Consider the following 17786-nt stretch of genomic DNA (forward strand, 5'->3'; position numbering starts at 1 on the left):
TGATTGATTTTGATGTTGATCGAGATCGATCGGGACATTGCCGCAAGGCAATGTGTTCGCATCAAAGCGTTTAAACTTATTTGTGGAAATAGTGGCTAAGCTACTAAGGGCAAACGGTGGATGCCTTGGTGTCAAGTGACGAAGAAAGACGTGGACAGCTGCGATAAGCTTCGGGGAGGGGCTGAACACCCTTTGATCCGGAGATGTCTGAATGGGGAAACCCGGCATGGTTAATACCGTGTCATCCCTGAATGAATACATAGTTCAGGGAGGGTAACGGGGAGAACTGAAACATCTTAGTACCCCCAGGAGTAGAAAGTAATAACGATTTTCCGAGTAGCGGCGAGCGAAAGGGAACCAGCCCAAACCGATTACGTGTCAAGCCCGAAAGCGTTGCGTAATTGGGGTCGCGGGATATGATTTGCAGGTGTTTCGGAACCTGCGGAGAGTGATAAAATCAATTGTTAGTTGAAGAAGCTGGAAAGCTTCACCATAGAAGGTGACAGTCCTGTAAGCAAAAGCAATCGATCTCTCTTATCGTACTCCCAAGTACTGCGGAACACGAGAAATTCTGTGGGAATTTGTGAGGACCATCTCATAAGGCTAAATACGACTTGACAACCGATAGTGTACCAGTACCGTGAGGGAAAGGTGAAAAGAACCCCTGTTAGGGGAGTGAAATAGTACCTGAAACCGTTTGCTTACAAGCAGTGGGAGCATGCAGCAATGCGTGTGACCGCGTGCCTTTTGCATAATGAGTCAGCGAGTTACTTAATGCAGCCAGGTTAAGCCGATAGGTGTAGCCGAAGCGAAAGCGAGTCTGAACAGGGCGGTCAGTTGCATTGAGTAGACCCGAAACCAGGTGATCTATCCATGTCCAGGGTGAAGCGCCAGTAAAATGGTGTGGAGGCCCGAACCGATACAGGTTAAAAACTGTTCGGATGAGGTGTGGATAGGGGTGAAAGGCCAAACAAACCTGGAGATAGCTGGTTCTCTCCGAAATATATTTAGGTATAGCCTCGTATGTTTCTTACCGGAGGTAGAGCACTGGATGGGCTAGGGGTCTCACCAGATTACCAAACCTAACCAAACTCCGAATACCGGTAAGTTAAAGTACGGGAGTCAGCCCGCGGGAGCTAAGTTCCGCGGACGAGAGGGAAACAACCCGGACCGCCAGCTAAGGTCCCCAAATCTATGCTAAGTGGAGAAGGATGTGGGAATGCCCAGACAACCAGGAGGTTGGCTTAGAAGCAGCCATCCTTTAAAGAAAGCGTAACAGCTCACTGGTCGAGTGGATCTGCGCCGAAAATGTATCGGGGCTAAAGCATAGTACCGAAGCTGCGGGATGTATTTATACATCGGTAGGAGAGCATTGTGTTGTCATAGAATCGCACCTGTGAGGGTGTGTGGAGGTGACACAAGAGACCATGCTGACATGAGTAGCGATAAAGCGGGTGAGAGGCCCGCTCGCCGAAAGCCCAAGGTTTCCTGAGTAAAGCTAATCTGCTCAGGGTTAGTCGATCCCTAAGGCGAGGCCGAGAGGCGTAGTCGATGGAAAACAGGTTAATATTCCTGTACCACCTCGTTGTCGTTTGAGAGAAGGGGGGACGTAGGAGGGCAGGTCATCCGTCTGTTGGAATAGGCGGTTCAAGCCGGTAGGCTTAAATCCCAGGCAAATCCGGGATTTTTTAAGGCCGAGAAGTGATGAGGAGGGTCTTTGACCCATAAACTGACTGCACCCATGCTGCCAAGAAAAGCCTCTATCGAGATAACAGGTGATCGTACCGTAAACCGACACAGGTAGGCAAGGAGAGTATCCTAAGGCGCTTGAGAGAACTCTGGTTAAGGAACTCGGCAAAATCATACCGTAACTTCGGGAGAAGGTATGCCCCTGATGGTGATTATAATTCTATATGAGCTGTGGGGGGCCGCAGAGAAATGGTGGTAGCGACTGTTTACTAAAAACATAGGACTCTGCAAAGTCGTAAGACGAGGTATAGGGTCTGACGCCTGCCCGGTGCCGGAAGGTTAAGGGGATTTGTTAGCCGCAAGGCGAAGCACTGAACCGAAGCCCCGGTAAACGGCGGCCGTAACTATAACGGTCCTAAGGTAGCGAAATTCCTTGTCGGGTAAGTTCCGACCTGCACGAATGGCGTAACGACTTCCACACTGTCTCAACCAGGGACTCAGCGAAATTGGAATGGCGGTGAAGATACCGTCTACCCGCGAAAAGACGGAAAGACCCCGGCACCTTTACTACAGCTTGACATTGGATTTTGGGACATGATGTGCAGGATAGGTGGGAGACTTGGAAGCAGGCACGCCAGTGTTTGTGGAGTCACCCTTGAAATACCACCCTTTATGTTTCAGTGTTCTAACTTAGGTCCGTAATCCGGATTGAGGACAGTGTCTGGTGGGTAGTTTGACTGGGGCGGTCGCCTCCCAAAGAGTAACGGAGGCGCGCGAAGGTTCCCTCAGGCTGATTGGAAACCAGCCGCAGAGTGCAAAGGCATAAGGGAGCTTGACTGCGAGAGAGACATTTCGAGCAGGTACGAAAGTAGGTCTTAGTGATCCGGCGGTTCTGAATGGAAGGGCCGTCGCTCAACGGATAAAAGGTACGCCGGGGATAACAGGCTTATCGCCCCCAAGAGTTCACATCGACGGGGCGGTTTGGCACCTCGATGTCGGCTCATCACATCCTGGGGCTGGAGCAGGTCCCAAGGGTTCGGCTGTTCGCCGATTAAAGTGGTACGTGAGCTGGGTTTAAAACGTCGTGAGACAGTTTGGTCCCTATCTTTCGTGGGCGCAGGATATTTGAGGAGATCTTTTCCTAGTACGAGAGGACCGGAATGGACCAACCAATGGTGTTCCAGTTGTTCCGCCAGGGGCATTGCTGGGTAGCCAAGTTGGGCAAGGATAACCGCTGAAAGCATCTAAGCGGGAAGCCAACTCCAAGATAAGATATCCCATCACATACGTGACTGAAGACCCCTTGAAGACTACAAGGTTGATAGGCCGGGTGTGTAAGCATGGCAACATGTTGAGCTAACCGGTACTAATCGGTCGTGAGGCTTAGCCACTTTTTTTTCACTCACAGGTTTAAACGCTTTCATGTGAACACATATCTTACTGCAACAGATTTTTGGATCTATGGAACAAAGCCGCGCAAAGCGCCCTTACCCCATCAAACGTTCCGGATCCAACACCCCCTTAATCCGGTGGTTAGAGCAAAGAGGTCACACCCGTTCCCATCTCGAACACGGAAGTTAAGCTCTTTAGCGCCGATGGTACTGCATGGGTGACTGTGTGGGAGAGTAGGACACTGCCGGATTATTTATCAAAAAGCCCTGTAAGTTGATTCGTTCAACTTGCAGGGCTTTTTTTGTTTAGTTGAGCCAGAAAATGATCAGGGTTTTTTGTTTTTGACGCGTCGGATCAATTCAGTCACCTTGTCTACATCTTTGATTCCCGGCGATGATTCCACACCGGATGACACATCAACGCCTGTGGGATCTGCTTGAGCCAAAGCCTGGTCAATATTGTCACAGCACAGCCCTCCGGCAAGAATCACGGGATGTTTGCGGGCTGTTTTCCGAACTTGACGATAATCCCAGGTTTTTGCGTTTCCTCCGGGCAGGGTGCCTTGTCCGCATTCCACCAGAAAAAAATCAGCTGCCTCATACCAGGTGTCAATCGTATCTATGCCGGGAGTCCGGGAGGCAAACACGGCTTTGATAACGGTGAGATGCTGGTTTTTTAAAGCGGTAATCAGGCCCGGGGGTTCCTGTCCATGCAGCTGTACCCCTTTTAATCCGCAGGCATGCACGGTTTTTATGATGACCTCCGGATCTTCATTCACAAATACGCCCCAGGCCGGTACATGGGCGGGCAGGGCGTGGATCACCGCCTTGGCCCGGGACGGTTCAACATGCCGGGGGCTTTTGGGGTAAAATACCAGCCCGATGATATCGGCACCGGCCTGGGCACATGCGGCTGCATTGTCCGGATCGGTCAACCCGCAGATTTTAACCAGTGTCTTGAATTTCGGGTGCCGGGATTTAGGATCGCGGTCAGTCATCGTTTTTCAATGACCGGATAAATACGTCTGGATCTTCTGATTTGACAATGCTTTCCCCGATCAGAAAATTAAATATGCCGGCGTGTATGCCTGTCTGAATATCTTTGCGACAGGAAAAACCGGATGCTGCCACCGGAATGATCTCTTGGGGAAACAACGGTGCGATGCGGATGGCTGCATTCGGGTCCACTTCCAGGGTAGACAGGTTCCGGTTGTTGATTCCTACAATGTCCGCCCCGGTGGTCAGGGCCTGGTCCATTTCCCATTCAGAACATATTTCCACCAGGGGTGCCATGTCCAATTCTTTGACCAGATGAATGAAATCGCTTTGCTGGTCCGAAGACAGCATCGTGGTGATGATTAATACAGCCCCGGCTCCGGCCTGCCTGGCTTCATAAATCTGATATTCATGGATGATAAAATCTTTTCTGAGCACCGGCAAACCCGTGTGCGTACAAACGGTTTTAAGATCCGCCAGACCGCCTTTGAAATAGACCGATTCCGTGAGCACGGAAATGGCCCGGGCCCCGGCGGTTTCATAGATCCTTGCGTATGCGGCCGGATCAAGATCCGCTCGCAGGTCTCCTTTGGATGGGGAGGCTTTTTTGATTTCCGCGATAATGCCGATGTCTGCCGGGGTGCCGGCTGTCATGGCCGCTTTAAAATCCGGCGGGGCCGCAAGGGTTTCCGCTTCCCGCCGCAGGGAAGCCAGCGGCATGCGCCGCCGGTGGTCGGCAATTTCAGCTTGTTTGATTTCCTGCATGGTTTTCAAAAATCCGGAGACCGCCATGTTATGCATTCTCCCGGGTGTACTGGACCAATGCCTCCAGTTTTTTCATGGCCCGGCCGGAATCAATGGAGTCCGCCGCCATCTGTATTCCCTGCCTGATATCTGCGGCGGCATTTGCCGCCACCAGTCCGGCCCCGGCATTGATGAGCACAATATCTCTGGGGGCGCCTTTCTCACCGGACAGGATTCGGGTAAGAATGGCTGCGTTTTCTTTGGCATCGCCGCCTTGCAGCGTTTCAGGATCGGCATAGTCGTCAAAATAGGTCAATGGATCCAGGTCATAGGATTTGATCCGGCCATCACACAGTTCAGATACCCGGGTCAGATCCGTGGTGGTGATTTCATCCATGCCGTCATGGCCGTGGACCACAAACGCGCGTCTGACACCCAGCAGATGCAGGGCATTGGCAAACATTTCCGTCAGGGCCGGCGCATAAACACCCACCACCTGACAGGACGCAGCTGCGGGATTGGTCAATGGGCCCAGCATATTGAAAATGCTGCGGATGCCGCATTCTTTCCTGGCTGTCATGGCATGTTTCATGCTGCCGTGATACAGGGGGGCGAACATAAATCCAATACCGATTTCATTGATGGCCTCCTCAATGATTTCAGGATCAGCTGCCAGATTGACTCCAAGCGCTTCCAGCACATCGGCGGACCCGCATTTGCTGGACACACTCCGATTGCCGTGTTTTGCAACCGTGATGCCTGCTCCGGCCACCACAAACGAAGCCGTGGTGGAAATATTGAATGTACCGGTGCCGTCTCCGCCGGTGCCCACGATATCAATGACGGTTTGATCCAGGGTCTGGACCCTCAGCGCTTTGCGGCGCATGGCAAGTGCGCCGCCGGCCAGCTCTTCAAAACACTCCCCTTTGGTGGCCAGGGCTGCCATAAACGCACCGGTCTGGGCCGGAGTGATGGTGCCGGAAAAAATATGGGTGATCATTTCCGCGGCCTGATCCTGGGTCAGGTCATGGCCTCGGATGATCTGGTTCAGATATTGGGTGAAAGTCATTGGGCCGCTCCTTTGATGAAATTGCGTATCAGTCGTTTTCCCACAGTGGTCATAAAGGATTCCGGGTGAAACTGGACCCCCTGGGTCTGATGGTCGGTGTGACGCAGCCCCATGATTTCACCATCGTCTGCCCGGGCCGTGACTTTAAGGCAAGCCGGCAGATCCGATTCCTGGACTGCCAAAGAATGATAGCGCATCACGGAAAAAGGACGGACAAGCCCTGCAAAGACATGCTCGCCATCTGACGTGACCATGGAGGTTTTACCGTGCATGATCTGTTTTGCATGTACAATGGTGCCGCCGAATGCCTGGGCAATGACCTGATGCCCCAGACACACGCCCAGAATGGGAATGGTTCCGGACAGTTTTTTCACCACATCCACAGAGATGCCTGCGTCTTCGGGCCGGCCCGGACCCGGAGATATGACAATGGCACCGGGAGCCATGTCTTTGATTTCCCGGACACTGATTTTATCGTTTCTGAACACTGTCACAGATACGCCGGTGTGCAGCAGATAGTGGACCAGGTTAAAGGTAAAGGAATCGTAATTATCTATGATGACCACGTTCATGGAAAGTCTCCCGGGGTAAGATGGATAGATCCGTATGGGAAAGCGCCAGCTTCAGAGCGGATTCCACGCTTTTTGCCTTGTTTATGCATTCTGTCAGTTCGTTTTCAGGATCGGAATCATACACAATGCCGGCACCGGACTGAACGGTCAGGGTCCGGTTTTCCATGACGGCCGTGCGGATGGTGATGGCAAAATCCATGTTTCCGGTAAAGGAAATATATCCGGCGGCGCCGCCGTATATGCGGCGGGGGCGGTTCTCCAGTGTCGAAATAATCTCCATGGCCCTGATTTTGGGCGCGCCTGTGAGGGTGCCGGCCGGGAATGCAGCCCGGAACAGGTCCAGGGCATCGTAAGATGAATCCAGGTCACAGGTGATATTGGATACCAGATGCATGACATGGGAATAGCGTTCGATCACCATGGTATCGGTCACCTGGACGGTGCCGGCCTTGGCCACACGTCCCAGATCGTTGCGCCCCAGATCGATGAGCATCACATGTTCGGCCTTTTCTTTTTCATCTTTGAGCAGTTCGTCTGCCAGGGTCTGATCCTGCTGGCGGGTATCCCCCCGGGGCCGGGTGCCGGCAATGGGTCTGAGGGTGGCCACACCGTTTTCCAGGCGTACCATGGTTTCCGGAGAAGATCCGGCAATGACCCGATCGCCGAAATTCATGAAAAACATGTACGGAGACGGGTTGATATACCGCTGGGCCCGGTAGAACCGGACCGGATCCAGATCGGTGGTGCAGGAGAACGGCTGGGAAAACACGGCCTGAAAGATGTCTCCTTCCCGGATATGATGTTTGATGGTATTCACGCCATCCATATATCGGGATGCCGGCATCAAAGGTTCAAGATCTACCGGGGGACAACGGGTGTCCACAGATGTGGATGCCGGGGCCTTTACCGTGTCAAGCAGGTGTACCAGGTCGTGATATGCCCTGTCATACGCCGCATCGGCATCGGTTTTTTCGTCCAGATAACAGATGCCCAGGCAGGTCATGGTCTGCTGGACATTGTCAAAAATAATCATCTGATCCGGAATGATAAAATGGGCGTACGGATCAGTCTCGGGCAGGGACACGGGGATATTTTCAAAAAAAGACACCATTTCATAGGTGACATATCCGGTAAGGCCGGTCCAGAAACGGGGAAGTTCCGGCATGGGGGCCGGATGATATGTCTGTATGATCTTCCGGATCACGGATAAAGGATCATTGTTGTGGGCAATGGATTGGCAGTTTTCTTCCGAAGTGCCGGTGCCGGTGATGTGTGAGACATGATCGGAAAAAACCTGCACAGTGCCGTGGGGCCGGATACCTAAAAAACTGTATCTGGCCCATCGTTCCCCCCCTTCCACACTTTCCAGCAGAAAACATTGGGTTCCCAGGGCACGGCATTTATCAAGCACTGAGACCGGTGTGTGGGTGTCGGCCAGGATCCGGATGCACACGGGAACCACATTGCAGGTTTCGGCCAGTTCCTTGAACCGGCGTTTGTCTGGAAATCTGGATAAAATCATTGAGAAGCCGTCCTGTTTTAAAATGTGTCAAATGACGGAAAAATTAAATGATTTATGTCAGGTTGTCAAGGCAAATGTTTCTGTTTGTAGAAACAAAAAATGCCCGGGATTTTTTATTTGGGGATTTTGATCAAAATATGGTACAAGCACGCCGGATATAACGCAATATTATTGTAACTTACATTTAGGACACGTGCTGATGTTATTATTGTTTCCTCCGGTGGCCAAACCCTGTGAACCCCCGGCCGGGGTGGCGTACCTGGCTGCCGCGCTTCAGGAAAACAATATTGAGTGCTGCGTGTCAGATGCCAATATTCAGGGGTTTCATTACCTGATCCGACAAAATTTGACGGCAACCGATTCCTGGTCGGCCCGGGCTTTGAAAAACCGGGATGCCATCCTGGCAGACCTTCAGGATCCGGGGCTTTACACCAATGAAGACCGGTACCACCAGCGGGTGTATGATTTGAACAAACTGCTGTCTCTTGCCGTGGATACCACCCGGTTCAAGGTGACGATGAGTGATTACACCGACCGTCAACTGAGCCCGCTGCGCAGCCGGGATCTGATCAAAAGTGCGGACACCTGCCGGTTCAATCCGTTTTTTTCCTTTTTTGAAGACCAGCTCAAACCCGTAATATCCCAATGGGACTCGCCCTGGGTGGGGATCTCTTTGTGTTACCTGAACCAGGCCCTGGTCAGCTTTGCGCTGGCCGGGTGGATCCGGAAGAATTTTCCGGACAAAAAAATCGTCATGGGCGGGGGCCTGGTGTCTTCCTGGATGAGCCGGCCGGATTTCAATCATCCGTTTTCCGGACTCATTGATCACATGATTGCCGGAGAAGGAGAAATCCCGCTGCTGGATCTTTTAGGAAAACCCGGTACCACAAAACGTCATTATGTGCCGGATTTTGAGTTTGCCGACAAGGCCGGGTATATATCGCCGGCCCGGGTACTGCCCTTCAGAACCACCATCGGGTGCTACTGGCGCAAATGCCGGTTCTGTCCTGAAAAAGCGGAAACCCATGCCTACAGCACCCAGCGGGCCTCCCGGGTGCTGGCGGACACACTGGCGCTGGCACATCGGTTTCAGCCGGATACCATGCATTTTATCGATGATGCCATGACCCCGGCATTTTTGCGGGCCCTGGCCCGAACCGGCCCCAGAGTGCCGTTCACCTGGTACGGGTTTGTCCGGTTTGAAAAAGATCTGGCAGACCTCACGTTCTGCCGTCAGCTCAAACGCAGCGGATGCCTGATGCTCAAGCTGGGACTGGAGTCCGGAGATCAGGCTGTTTTGGACCGGATGAATAAAGGCACCCGCCTGGATCTGGTGTCCCGGATTCTGGAAAACCTGCACCATGTGGGCATTTTTACCTATGTGTATCTGCTGTTCGGCACCCAGTTTGAAGACCGGTCTTCCGCGCACACCACCCTGGCATTCACCCGGGCCCATGCGCCATATATTGACTATCTGAACCTGGCGGTGTTTAATCTGCCCCGGTTCAGCGAAGAAACCAAAGACCTTGAAACCAGAGAGTTTTACCAGGGCGATCTGTCGTTATACCTGAATTTTGTCCATCCGGCCGGGTGGGACAGAAAACAGGTGAAGCAGTTTCTGGATAAAACGTTTAAAAACAGTTGGCCGTCGGATCCGGGTTTCGAAAAAATCCGGCCTTTTTTTCCGCCAACCATGCCATGTTTTTCAATCCGGACTGGCAGAAAAAACCAGATAACATCCACCGGATCTGACAACAAATTGAAAAAAACATCAAACAGGGATGAACCAATGACAGCTGAAATTCTTTCCACCGGCGATGAGGTGCTGCTGGGAGATCTGGTGGACACCAACAGTGCGTTTTTATGTGACCGGCTCAAACAGATGGGCATCCGGGTGTCCCAGATCACGGTCAAAGGTGATGATGTGGCCGCGGTGTGCGAAACTGTGATGGCCATTTCCCGGCGGGCCAAGATCTGTCTGGCCACGGGCGGGCTGGGGCCGACCCGGGATGATATCACAGCACAGGCCTGTGCAGAGGCCCTGGAAGAATCTTTGATTTTGAATTCCGCGGCCCTGGCATCCATGAAAACCTATTTTGACCGCCGGGGATTTGAATTGACCCCGGACAATGAAAAACAGGCCTGGCTGCCGGATTCCGCCCAGGTGCTGGAAAATAAATACGGCACTGCGCCGGGGTTTTCATTTCAGCTCAACCAGTGCTGGTTCTTCTGCATGCCCGGGGTGCCGTCTGAAATGAAACAGATGATGGATGCATGCGTGGCCCCCCGTATTCAAGCCATTCAAGGCAAACCGACCCGGCTGCTTATCCGGCGGTTCACCGTGTTCGGGCTTCATGAATCCCGGGTGGGCACATTGCTGACCGGGTTTGAAGATCTGTTCCCCGGCATCCGTCTGGGATTCAGGGCCAGTTTTCCCGTGATTGAAGTCAAGCTGGTCCGTGATGGGGATGAAGCTGGCAACGAAGCGGAAACCTTTCTGGACCGGGCCGGACAATGGGTGGCCCGGCAGCTGGGCAGCAAAGTGGTGTCTATGACCGGCCTGTCTCTGGAAGCGGAAGTGGGGCAATGCCTGGCCCGGAAAGGCCAGACCCTGGCTGTGGCGGAATCCTGCACCGGCGGACTGATTGCCCATTTGATCACCCAGGTGCCGGGCAGTTCGGATTATTTTTTACTGTCTGCGGTCACCTATGCCAATTCCGCCAAAATCAAGGTGCTGGGGGTCAATCCCCAAACCCTTGATACCTGCGGGGCCGTGCATGAAAATACGGCCCTGGAAATGGCTGTTGGGGCAAGGCAGGTGGCAGGATCGGACTGGGCCGTTTCCACCACCGGTATTGCCGGGCCCGGCGGGGGGCCGACACTGAAACAGGTGGGTACTGTGTGCATCGGGCTGGCCGGTCCCGGCGGTCTTGCTTTGGCAAAAAAATTTGAGTTCAAATTTGATGACCGGGAAAAAAACAAGAAAATTTTTGCCGCCATGGCCCTGGAACTGCTCAGGCGGCATCTGACAGGTGAAATATCTGCGTAAACCAGGCCAGGGCTTTTGTTTCAAATTCCGCCTGATCCCGGGGCGCTGACATGGAGTGATCCCCGTATTTCTGAATGATGATGTGTTTGGGAGACTGCATGGTTTCCAGCAGGATCCGGGCGTTTTCCACGGGGACGATCCGGTCTGCATCTCCATGAAAAACAAGCACATGATGGAGTGAAAAGGCTTTGTCTGTCAGGTCAAACAACAGGTTTTTTTCAAAAAACGCCAGGGGCAGGGCCGGTCTCGTTTCGGTGGCCCGGGTGGGAATATTGTGAATGGTCCGGCTTTTCAGCGGGGCCGCACACAGCACCCCCCCGGCCAGGCGGCCAAAAGTGTTCTCCAGGGTCTGCCAGGCGTTGATGCAGGTGGCCCCGCCCATGGAGGAACCAAATACACCCAGCTGAGGTCCGGTTTTGTTCAGATCTTTCACATGGGCCACGGCCGCCAGAAAATCCCGGGACCGCTTTTCAAGGGAGGTCTCCCAAACAAAATCGCCCTGGCTGTCCCCGCAACCCCGGTGATCGAACCGAAAAAAAGCCATGCCGTTTTCCGGCAGCAACCGGGACAGCACCTGTTGTTTGGCGGAAAACCGGCTGCCTTCCAACCCGTGGGATCCCACCACCACAGGGGGCCGGGGCGTGTCCGGTAAAAACAGCTCTCCTTTCAGGACAAGCTGATCCACCGTAAACTGTGTCTGAAGGATCTGCATCTTGTTTTTATGCCATGGAGCCGATATAATCACAAGCTTTTAATTTTGAACCAAAGAAATGGAAAACATCCATGAGCATTAAGAAGCGCAGCGTGTGTGAACTTGAAATTATCGATCTGGCATATGGTGGAAAAGGGCTGGCAAAACCGGACGGATTCCCCGTGTTTGTGGACCGGTGCGTGCCCGGGGACCAAGTTCGGGTAAAAATTTCCAAAAAGAAAAAAAGCTGGGCAGAAGCAAAGCTGATTCAGATACTTTCGCCCTCGTCTTTACGTCAGACCCCCCGGTGCCGATATGCTGATTTTTGCGGGGGATGCAAATGGCAGTCGATTCCTTATGAGACACAGCTGGACTATAAAAAACAGCATGTGGTTCAATCCCTGGCGCATATCGGCGGTCTGTCCCATGTGCCGGTTCTGGATGTGATCCCGTCGGATCCGGTGTTTGAGTACCGGAACAAAATGGAGTTTTCCTGTTCTGCCAGACGCTGGCTCATGCCCGAAGAACTGGCGGATGAAACCATTTCCAAGGATCTGGGCATCGGGCTGCATGTGCCGGGCACCTTTGACCAGGTCATCGACATTCATCACTGTGACATCATGCCGGAACAGGGCAATGCCATTTTGGACCATATTCGACAGTTTATCCGGACATCAGACCTGCCGGCCTATCATCTGCGCCATCATACCGGTTTCTGGCGGTATGTGATGCTGCGCCATTCCGTGGCGTTTGACCAGTGGATGGTGAACATCGTCACCCGGGACAAGCATCTGCCCCTGGTCATGCAGCTGGCGGAATCACTGGCCCAAACCTTTGACAATCTGGCATCCATTGTCAACAACATCACAGATGCCAGATCCGGGGTCAGCCTGGGCAAAGAGGAAATCCGGCTTCACGGCAATGAGGTGATTACCGAACGCCTGGGCCGGTTTGAATTCGAGATTTCCGCCAACTCCTTTTTTCAAACCAACACCAGGGCGTGTGAAAAGCTGTATGACGTGGTTGCCAGATACTGCGGTCTCACAGGAAAAGAAACCGTGCTGGACCTGTATTCCGGCACGGGTACCATTCCCATCTGGCTGTCTGATCAGGCGGCACAGATCACCGGAATCGAGATCATTGATACGGCCGTGGCCGATGCCCGGAAAAACGCGGCCATGAACAAGATCGATAACTGCCGTTTTCTGGCCGGAGATATCAGGGAAGTGCTTCCGGACTTAGGTGAAATCCCGGATGTGATCGTGATCGATCCGCCCCGGGTGGGCATGCACAAGGATGTGGTTGCCAGGGTACTGGGCCTGGGATCAGACACCATTGTCTATGTCTCGTGCAACCCCGCCACCCTGGCCCGGGACCTTGAAATGCTCGCTTCCGGGTATGAGGTGATGGAGGTTCAGCCGGTTGACATGTTCCCCCACACCTATCATATCGAATCCGTGGCTCTTTTGAAACGACGATAAATTCCAAAGCGGCGTTGATTTGGTCCCCTGCCTGACATCATGAGATGTCAGGCAGGGGACCTGTGGTTTTTTTTATCTTTGGGTTCCGGTTCTGAAAACAGGCAGTTGAGAATGATCATGTCTTCATCTTTTTCCGTATGGATTTTAAACGGCAGATGGTTGAACAGCCGGATCATGCCTTTGTTCTGGGGAGAAGTATAGGCAATCAGACCTTTGATCCCGTTGTCTTGGGCTGCCACCGCCAGTTTTTCCTGGAGAATTTTAGCGATGCCCATGCCCTGGTATTCATGGGTAACGGAAAATGCGATTTCCGCCATATTGACAATGGGATTTCTGAAATATTCGCCCACGGCAATGATCTGTTCAAATCCCAGTTCTCCGATGGTGGCCACAATGGTCAGGTCATTGATGTAATCGATTTCATAGGTGGTTTCAATCTGGGGGTGAACAAAACTTTTTTTTTCATGAAAAAAACGGGAAATGATGTCTCCCCGGTTCATATTGTAATAATGTTCCTGAATGCTCCGTTCATCAACGGTTCTGGCCGGCCGGAAATTGATGGAAGTGCCTTTGATCTGAATGGTTTCCTCATATTTGAGGGGATACACCCCTTTGATGGCCTGTTTGAACTGACGTCCCGTGTCGATGAGGTTCAGTTCCTTGGCCTGGGAAAACAGCTCATCCCTGAAGTCGGGATGCGCAATGCTGATGAGTGCCATGGCCCGCTCCTGAAGGGTTTTGCCGAACAAATTCACCACCCCGTATTCTGTGGCCACAAACTGGACGTCACCCCGGGGGACGACCACGGCGGTGTCCGACATATGGGGAATGATCCGGCTGGTTTTATCATTGTCCGATGTAGAGGTCAGAATCAGGATGGACTTTCCATTGGGAGACATGGCGGCTCCCCGGGTGAAATCCAGAAGCCCGTTGATGCCGGTGTAGTTGTTCAAAGGCAGGGCATCGGCCGCCACCTGGCCCGTGAGATCAATGGCCATGGCCGTGTTCAACGTCACCATCTGATTATGACGTCCGATAATGGTGGGGCTGTTGATATAATCTGAGGGATGAAATTCAATGGATGGATTGTCATCGATGAATTCATACAGCATAAAAGAGCCGACGGCACTTCCGGCCACCAGTTTGCCGTTGTTGAACCCTTTTTTCTTGTTGGTGATCACCCCCATGGAAAACAAACGCATCATGGGTTCGGACAGATACTGGGAATGCACGCCCAGATCGTTTTTTTCCGCCAGACACACCATGGTGGCATCATTGGTGACCCCTAAGCTGGTCTGGATGGTCGACCCGTCTTTGATCAGCCGGGAAATGTGTTTGGCAATGATATTGGCGGTTTCCATTTCCGGAAGCGGCTGAATGGTAAGCAGTTCCTCTTCATGCTCCACAATGAAATCCACATCATTGACATGGATGAAACTGCGGCCCAGGACCCGGGGCATGTTGGGGTTCACTTGGCAGATCACCAGATCCGCGGATTCACAGGCAGCCATGTTGATATCCACGGACACCCCTAAACTCATCCAACCGAAATCATCGGGCGGGGATGCCTGGATCAGGGCCACATTCAAGGGCATGAGCCGGGACTTGAACAGATGGGGGATCTGGGACAGGTTGATGGGGGTGATGAACCGCTGGTTTTTCTTTATTTTGGTGGGAGAGGCAGATCCCAGGTAAAAAGAACGGATATTGAGCTGCTGGGAATGGGACCGGTTGGCAATCAGCGTCAAGGGACCGCTGTCCACACTCAGCAGCCGGACGATTTCAAGGTCGGTGAATCGTTCCGATACTTTGGATAATTCATTGACCAGGTGCTGGGGCTCCCCACAGGAGGATCCGATAAAGACCCGATTCCCCGGCCTCAGGTGTTGCAGTGCATCGGCTGCGCTGCCCGCTTTTTGTACATATGCATCTGCCCAGTAAGTTGTTTTCGGCATAATTTTAAATCTCCCCCAAGTTGATCAATCATCCGGTTTTATCCTGAATATCATAGACAAAAAAACATCACATGGGAACAAAAAAGCACAAAAAATGAAAAAAGCGAATAAAATTAAAAAATTGATCAGGTTTTGGTATTTTCATTTTTATCCTTGCGAAATTCATGGAAATTCTATATGAATGAATTCAATTGACTAAAAAATGAATCTGCTTCATATCATATGGGGTAAACATGGGCATACACGAGAGAAAACAAAGAGAAAAACAACGCCGGCGCCGGGATATTATCAATGCCGCACGTAAAATTTTTTCCGTCAAGGGCTTTAACAGCGCGACCATGGAAGAGATCGCCACTGAAGCGGAATTAAGCCCCGGTACCTTGTATCTGTATTTCAAGAACAAGGAGGAACTGCACACATCCCTTTCCATTGATATCCTTAAATACCTGACCACCCAGATTCAGGAAGTCGTCAACCTGGATATCTGTGTGGAAGAAAAGATGGAGCGGTTCAGAGATGTTTTCATCGATGTGTATGGCTATGATGCCAGCATACTGATCAATCTGTTTCACCTGCAGTCGGGTGAAACCCTTCACAATCTGTCCGATGAGATGATGCAGCACCTCAAGAAAAACTCGGCCCGGGCCCATGGCGCGATCATTCAGGTGATCAAGGAAGGCATTGACAAAGGGATTTTCATTGATGAGCACCCGGTGGCCTTGGCAGATGTGCTGTGGGGATCCTACGCCGGGGTGGTGCTCTGGGTGGATTCCAAAAAAAAGCTGGACGATCATAAAGATTTTGTCAAATCAACGCTCACCACGGCATTTAAAGTCATTATTCAGGGTTTGAAAAAAAACTGATTTTTTATCCGTTACAGGGAACAATATTCGGATTTCATTTTTTTTTAAACCAAAGCCAATTCATTAAAAGAACACCAGGTAGTTACCTGAGTGGTGGTTTCGAGCTCAAGGATCGAAAATCTCTTAAAAAATCTAAAAAAATGTCCGGAATGGCGGCAGTCAAGAATCGAGCCGACGGTGTTTTCGATCATAGATGCTTGATATTGGTGGTGGGCCGTGAAGGAATCGAACCTTCAACCTACTGATTAAGAGTCAGTTGCTCTGCCAATTGAGCTAACGGCCCGGCTGAAATTTAACAGCAGGAAAATATCAGCCGGAAATAGGTCTGTCAACGGTTTTTTTAAAATGAGAATGGAAACAAACCGGTTGACCCTTTAAAAAAAGGTTTGTTATACTTATCATTTATGCACAAAAATTTGTTGTGCATGAAAATTAAGCCGTTTTGAATAGCACCATTTAAACATATTGGGAGACATCATATGCAACACAGCAAATCCCTTGATTTGTTCAACAAGGCAAAACAATTGATTCCCGGAGGTGTCAATTCTCCGGTACGGGCATGCAATTCCGTGGGCGGGCAGCCGGTATTCATTGAACGCGGTGACAAAAGCCGGCTCTTTGATGTGGACGGGAATGACTATATCGATTATGTCATGTCCTGGGGGCCCCTGGTATTGGGGCATCGGCCGCCGGAAGTGATTCAGGCCCTGATGCAGGCCCTGGAGACCGGCACCAGTTTCGGTGCCCCGACCCATCTGGAAACCCAATTGGCGGAACTGGTGACCCAGACGGTGCCGTCCGTGGAAATGGTGCGTATGGTCAATTCCGGCACCGAGGCCACCATGAGCGCCGTCCGTCTGGCCAGAGGGTTTACCGGACGTAACATTATCATCAAATTTGACGGATGCTATCATGGTCATGCCGACACCCTGCTGGTGGCGGCCGGGTCCGGTGTGGCGACCCTGAACATTCCCGGCAGCCCCGGAGTCCCGCAGACAGTGACACAGAACACCTTGTCTCTGCCATACAACGATATCGAAGGATTCAAACAGGTGATGGCCCAGCAGGGGGACCAGGTGGCCGGGGTGATCCTGGAACCGGTGGCCGGCAACATGGGCATGGTACGTCCCCGAGAGGGGTTTCTTGAAACCCTGCGAAAAGAAACACAAAAATACGGGGCAGTGCTGATTTTTGATGAGGTCATGACCGGGTTCCGGGTGGCCAAAAATTCTGCCCAGGGATTGTTCAACATCACACCGGACCTGACCTGTTTCGGCAAAATTATCGGGGGCGGCCTGCCCGTGGGGGCCTACGGCGGAAAAAAAGAGATCATGTCCCAGATCGCACCCACAGGGCCGGTGTACCAGGCCGGCACCCTGTCGGGTAATCCTTTGGCCATGGCCGCCGGCATTGCCACTTTGACCGCTTTGCAGAAAGACGGGGTGTATGACACACTGGAAACCCGGACAAGCGATTTGATGAACGGGTTCAAGGCGGCGGCGGATGAAGCGGGTATTCCCTTTCAGTCCGGGCATGTGGGGTCCATGGCCGGGTTCTTTTTCACCGACCGGAAAGTGGTTGATTTTCAAGATGCCAAAACCAGTGATCTGGACCGGTTTGCCGCATTTTATCGAGGCATGCTGGCAAAAGGTATTTACCTGGCACCGTCTCAGTTCGAGGCCTGTTTTGTTTCTCTGGCTCATACAAAAAAAGACATTGATGACACCATTGCCGCGGCCAAAGCCGTGATGGCGGAAATTTAGT

At 52.1% G+C, this 17786-nt stretch carries 11 protein-coding genes, 1 tRNA gene and 2 rRNA genes; 6 read left to right on the forward strand and 8 right to left on the reverse strand.

What is annotated here, in order from left to right:
• Positions 1-93: 93 nt before the first annotated feature.
• Together DPO_RS05650 and rrf are read left to right on the forward strand one after the other, a co-directional pair.
• Positions 94-3080: ribosomal RNA gene (locus DPO_RS05650) — 23S ribosomal RNA — on the forward strand.
• 134 nt (positions 3081-3214) lie between these two features.
• Positions 3215-3331 (forward strand): 5S ribosomal RNA (rrf, locus tag DPO_RS05655).
• A 75-nt stretch (positions 3332-3406) separates the two neighbouring features.
• Here the strand turns inward: rrf and DPO_RS05660 are convergent.
• From DPO_RS05660 to DPO_RS05680, 5 genes are read right to left on the reverse strand one after another with little or no spacing between them, the layout of a single operon-like run.
• Complete coding sequence (locus DPO_RS05660) at positions 3407-4078, reverse strand: phosphoribosylanthranilate isomerase (protein WP_006964791.1); 672 nt, start codon at positions 4076-4078, stop codon at positions 3407-3409.
• A complete protein-coding gene (gene trpC / locus DPO_RS05665) occupies positions 4071-4868 on the reverse strand; it encodes an indole-3-glycerol phosphate synthase TrpC (protein WP_006964792.1) in 798 nt (265 codons plus the stop codon). The genes DPO_RS05660 and trpC overlap by 8 nt, the downstream gene beginning before the upstream one ends.
• Before the next feature lies 1 nt (position 4869).
• Positions 4870-5889, reverse strand: a complete 1020-nt coding sequence (trpD, locus tag DPO_RS05670) for an anthranilate phosphoribosyltransferase (RefSeq protein ID WP_006964793.1) — start codon at positions 5887-5889, stop codon at positions 4870-4872.
• Positions 5886-6461, reverse strand: a complete 576-nt coding sequence (locus DPO_RS05675; protein WP_006964794.1) for an anthranilate synthase component II — start codon at positions 6459-6461, stop codon at positions 5886-5888. Before DPO_RS05675 ends, trpD begins: the two co-directional genes overlap by 4 nt.
• Positions 6439-7983, reverse strand: coding sequence for an anthranilate synthase component I family protein (locus DPO_RS05680; protein WP_006964795.1), 1545 nt, complete (start codon positions 7981-7983; stop codon positions 6439-6441). Before DPO_RS05680 ends, DPO_RS05675 begins: the two co-directional genes overlap by 23 nt.
• Positions 7984-8182: 199 nt before the next feature.
• On the opposite strand from DPO_RS05680, the gene DPO_RS26000 reads away from it, so the two are divergent.
• Entirely contained in the window at positions 8183-11032 is a 2850-nt protein-coding gene (locus DPO_RS26000; RefSeq protein WP_006964796.1) for a CinA family nicotinamide mononucleotide deamidase-related protein, read from the forward strand.
• On the opposite strand, the gene DPO_RS05695 is transcribed toward DPO_RS26000, so the two are convergent.
• Entirely contained in the window at positions 10998-11744 is a 747-nt protein-coding gene (locus DPO_RS05695) for an alpha/beta hydrolase (protein ID WP_006964797.1), read from the reverse strand. The genes DPO_RS26000 and DPO_RS05695 overlap by 35 nt on opposite strands.
• A 71-nt stretch (positions 11745-11815) precedes the next feature.
• Between DPO_RS05695 and rlmD the strand changes: the two genes are divergently transcribed.
• Complete coding sequence (rlmD, locus tag DPO_RS05700) at positions 11816-13204, forward strand: 23S rRNA (uracil(1939)-C(5))-methyltransferase RlmD (RefSeq protein ID WP_006964798.1); 1389 nt, start codon at positions 11816-11818, stop codon at positions 13202-13204.
• Between the two features lie 47 nt (positions 13205-13251).
• On the opposite strand, the gene DPO_RS05705 is transcribed toward rlmD, so the two are convergent.
• Positions 13252-15159 (reverse strand): bifunctional acetyl-CoA hydrolase/transferase family protein/GNAT family N-acetyltransferase, encoded by a 1908-nt coding sequence (locus DPO_RS05705; protein WP_006964799.1) that lies wholly within the window; start codon positions 15157-15159, stop codon positions 13252-13254.
• A gap of 233 nt (positions 15160-15392) precedes the next feature.
• Between DPO_RS05705 and DPO_RS05710 the strand changes: the two genes are divergently transcribed.
• Positions 15393-16022 carry a TetR/AcrR family transcriptional regulator gene (locus DPO_RS05710; protein WP_006964800.1) on the forward strand — a complete coding sequence of 210 codons (630 nt, stop codon included), beginning with the start codon at positions 15393-15395 and terminating at the stop codon, positions 16020-16022.
• 207 nt (positions 16023-16229) lie between these two features.
• On the opposite strand, the gene DPO_RS05715 is transcribed toward DPO_RS05710, so the two are convergent.
• Positions 16230-16305: transfer RNA gene (locus DPO_RS05715), tRNA-Lys, on the reverse strand.
• Positions 16306-16501: 196 nt separating this feature from the next.
• On the opposite strand from DPO_RS05715, the gene hemL reads away from it, so the two are divergent.
• Entirely contained in the window at positions 16502-17785 is a 1284-nt protein-coding gene (hemL, locus tag DPO_RS05720; protein ID WP_006964801.1) for a glutamate-1-semialdehyde 2,1-aminomutase, read from the forward strand.
• Position 17786: the final 1 nt, after the last annotated feature.

Source organism: Desulfotignum phosphitoxidans DSM 13687 (assembly GCF_000350545.1).
In the GTDB taxonomy this organism is placed as follows: Bacteria; Desulfobacterota; Desulfobacteria; order Desulfobacterales; family Desulfobacteraceae; genus Desulfotignum; species Desulfotignum phosphitoxidans.

Coding starts and splice junctions, on each gene's coding strand:
- hemL (WP_006964801.1), top strand. CDS start 16,502: ATGCAACACAGCAAATCCCTTGATTTGTTCAACAAGGCAAAACAATTG.
- DPO_RS05675 (WP_006964794.1), bottom strand. CDS start 6,461: ATGAACGTGGTCATCATAGATAATTACGATTCCTTTACCTTTAACCTG.
- DPO_RS05710 (WP_006964800.1), top strand. CDS start 15,393: ATGGGCATACACGAGAGAAAACAAAGAGAAAAACAACGCCGGCGCCGG.
- DPO_RS05705 (WP_006964799.1), bottom strand. CDS start 15,159: ATGCCGAAAACAACTTACTGGGCAGATGCATATGTACAAAAAGCGGGC.
- trpC (WP_006964792.1), bottom strand. CDS start 4,868: ATGGCGGTCTCCGGATTTTTGAAAACCATGCAGGAAATCAAACAAGCT.
- DPO_RS05660 (WP_006964791.1), bottom strand. CDS start 4,078: ATGACTGACCGCGATCCTAAATCCCGGCACCCGAAATTCAAGACACTG.
- trpD (WP_006964793.1), bottom strand. CDS start 5,889: ATGACTTTCACCCAATATCTGAACCAGATCATCCGAGGCCATGACCTG.
- DPO_RS05680 (WP_006964795.1), bottom strand. CDS start 7,983: ATGATTTTATCCAGATTTCCAGACAAACGCCGGTTCAAGGAACTGGCC.
- rlmD (WP_006964798.1), top strand. CDS start 11,816: ATGAGCATTAAGAAGCGCAGCGTGTGTGAACTTGAAATTATCGATCTG.
- DPO_RS05695 (WP_006964797.1), bottom strand. CDS start 11,744: ATGCAGATCCTTCAGACACAGTTTACGGTGGATCAGCTTGTCCTGAAA.
- DPO_RS26000 (WP_006964796.1), top strand. CDS start 8,183: ATGTTATTATTGTTTCCTCCGGTGGCCAAACCCTGTGAACCCCCGGCC.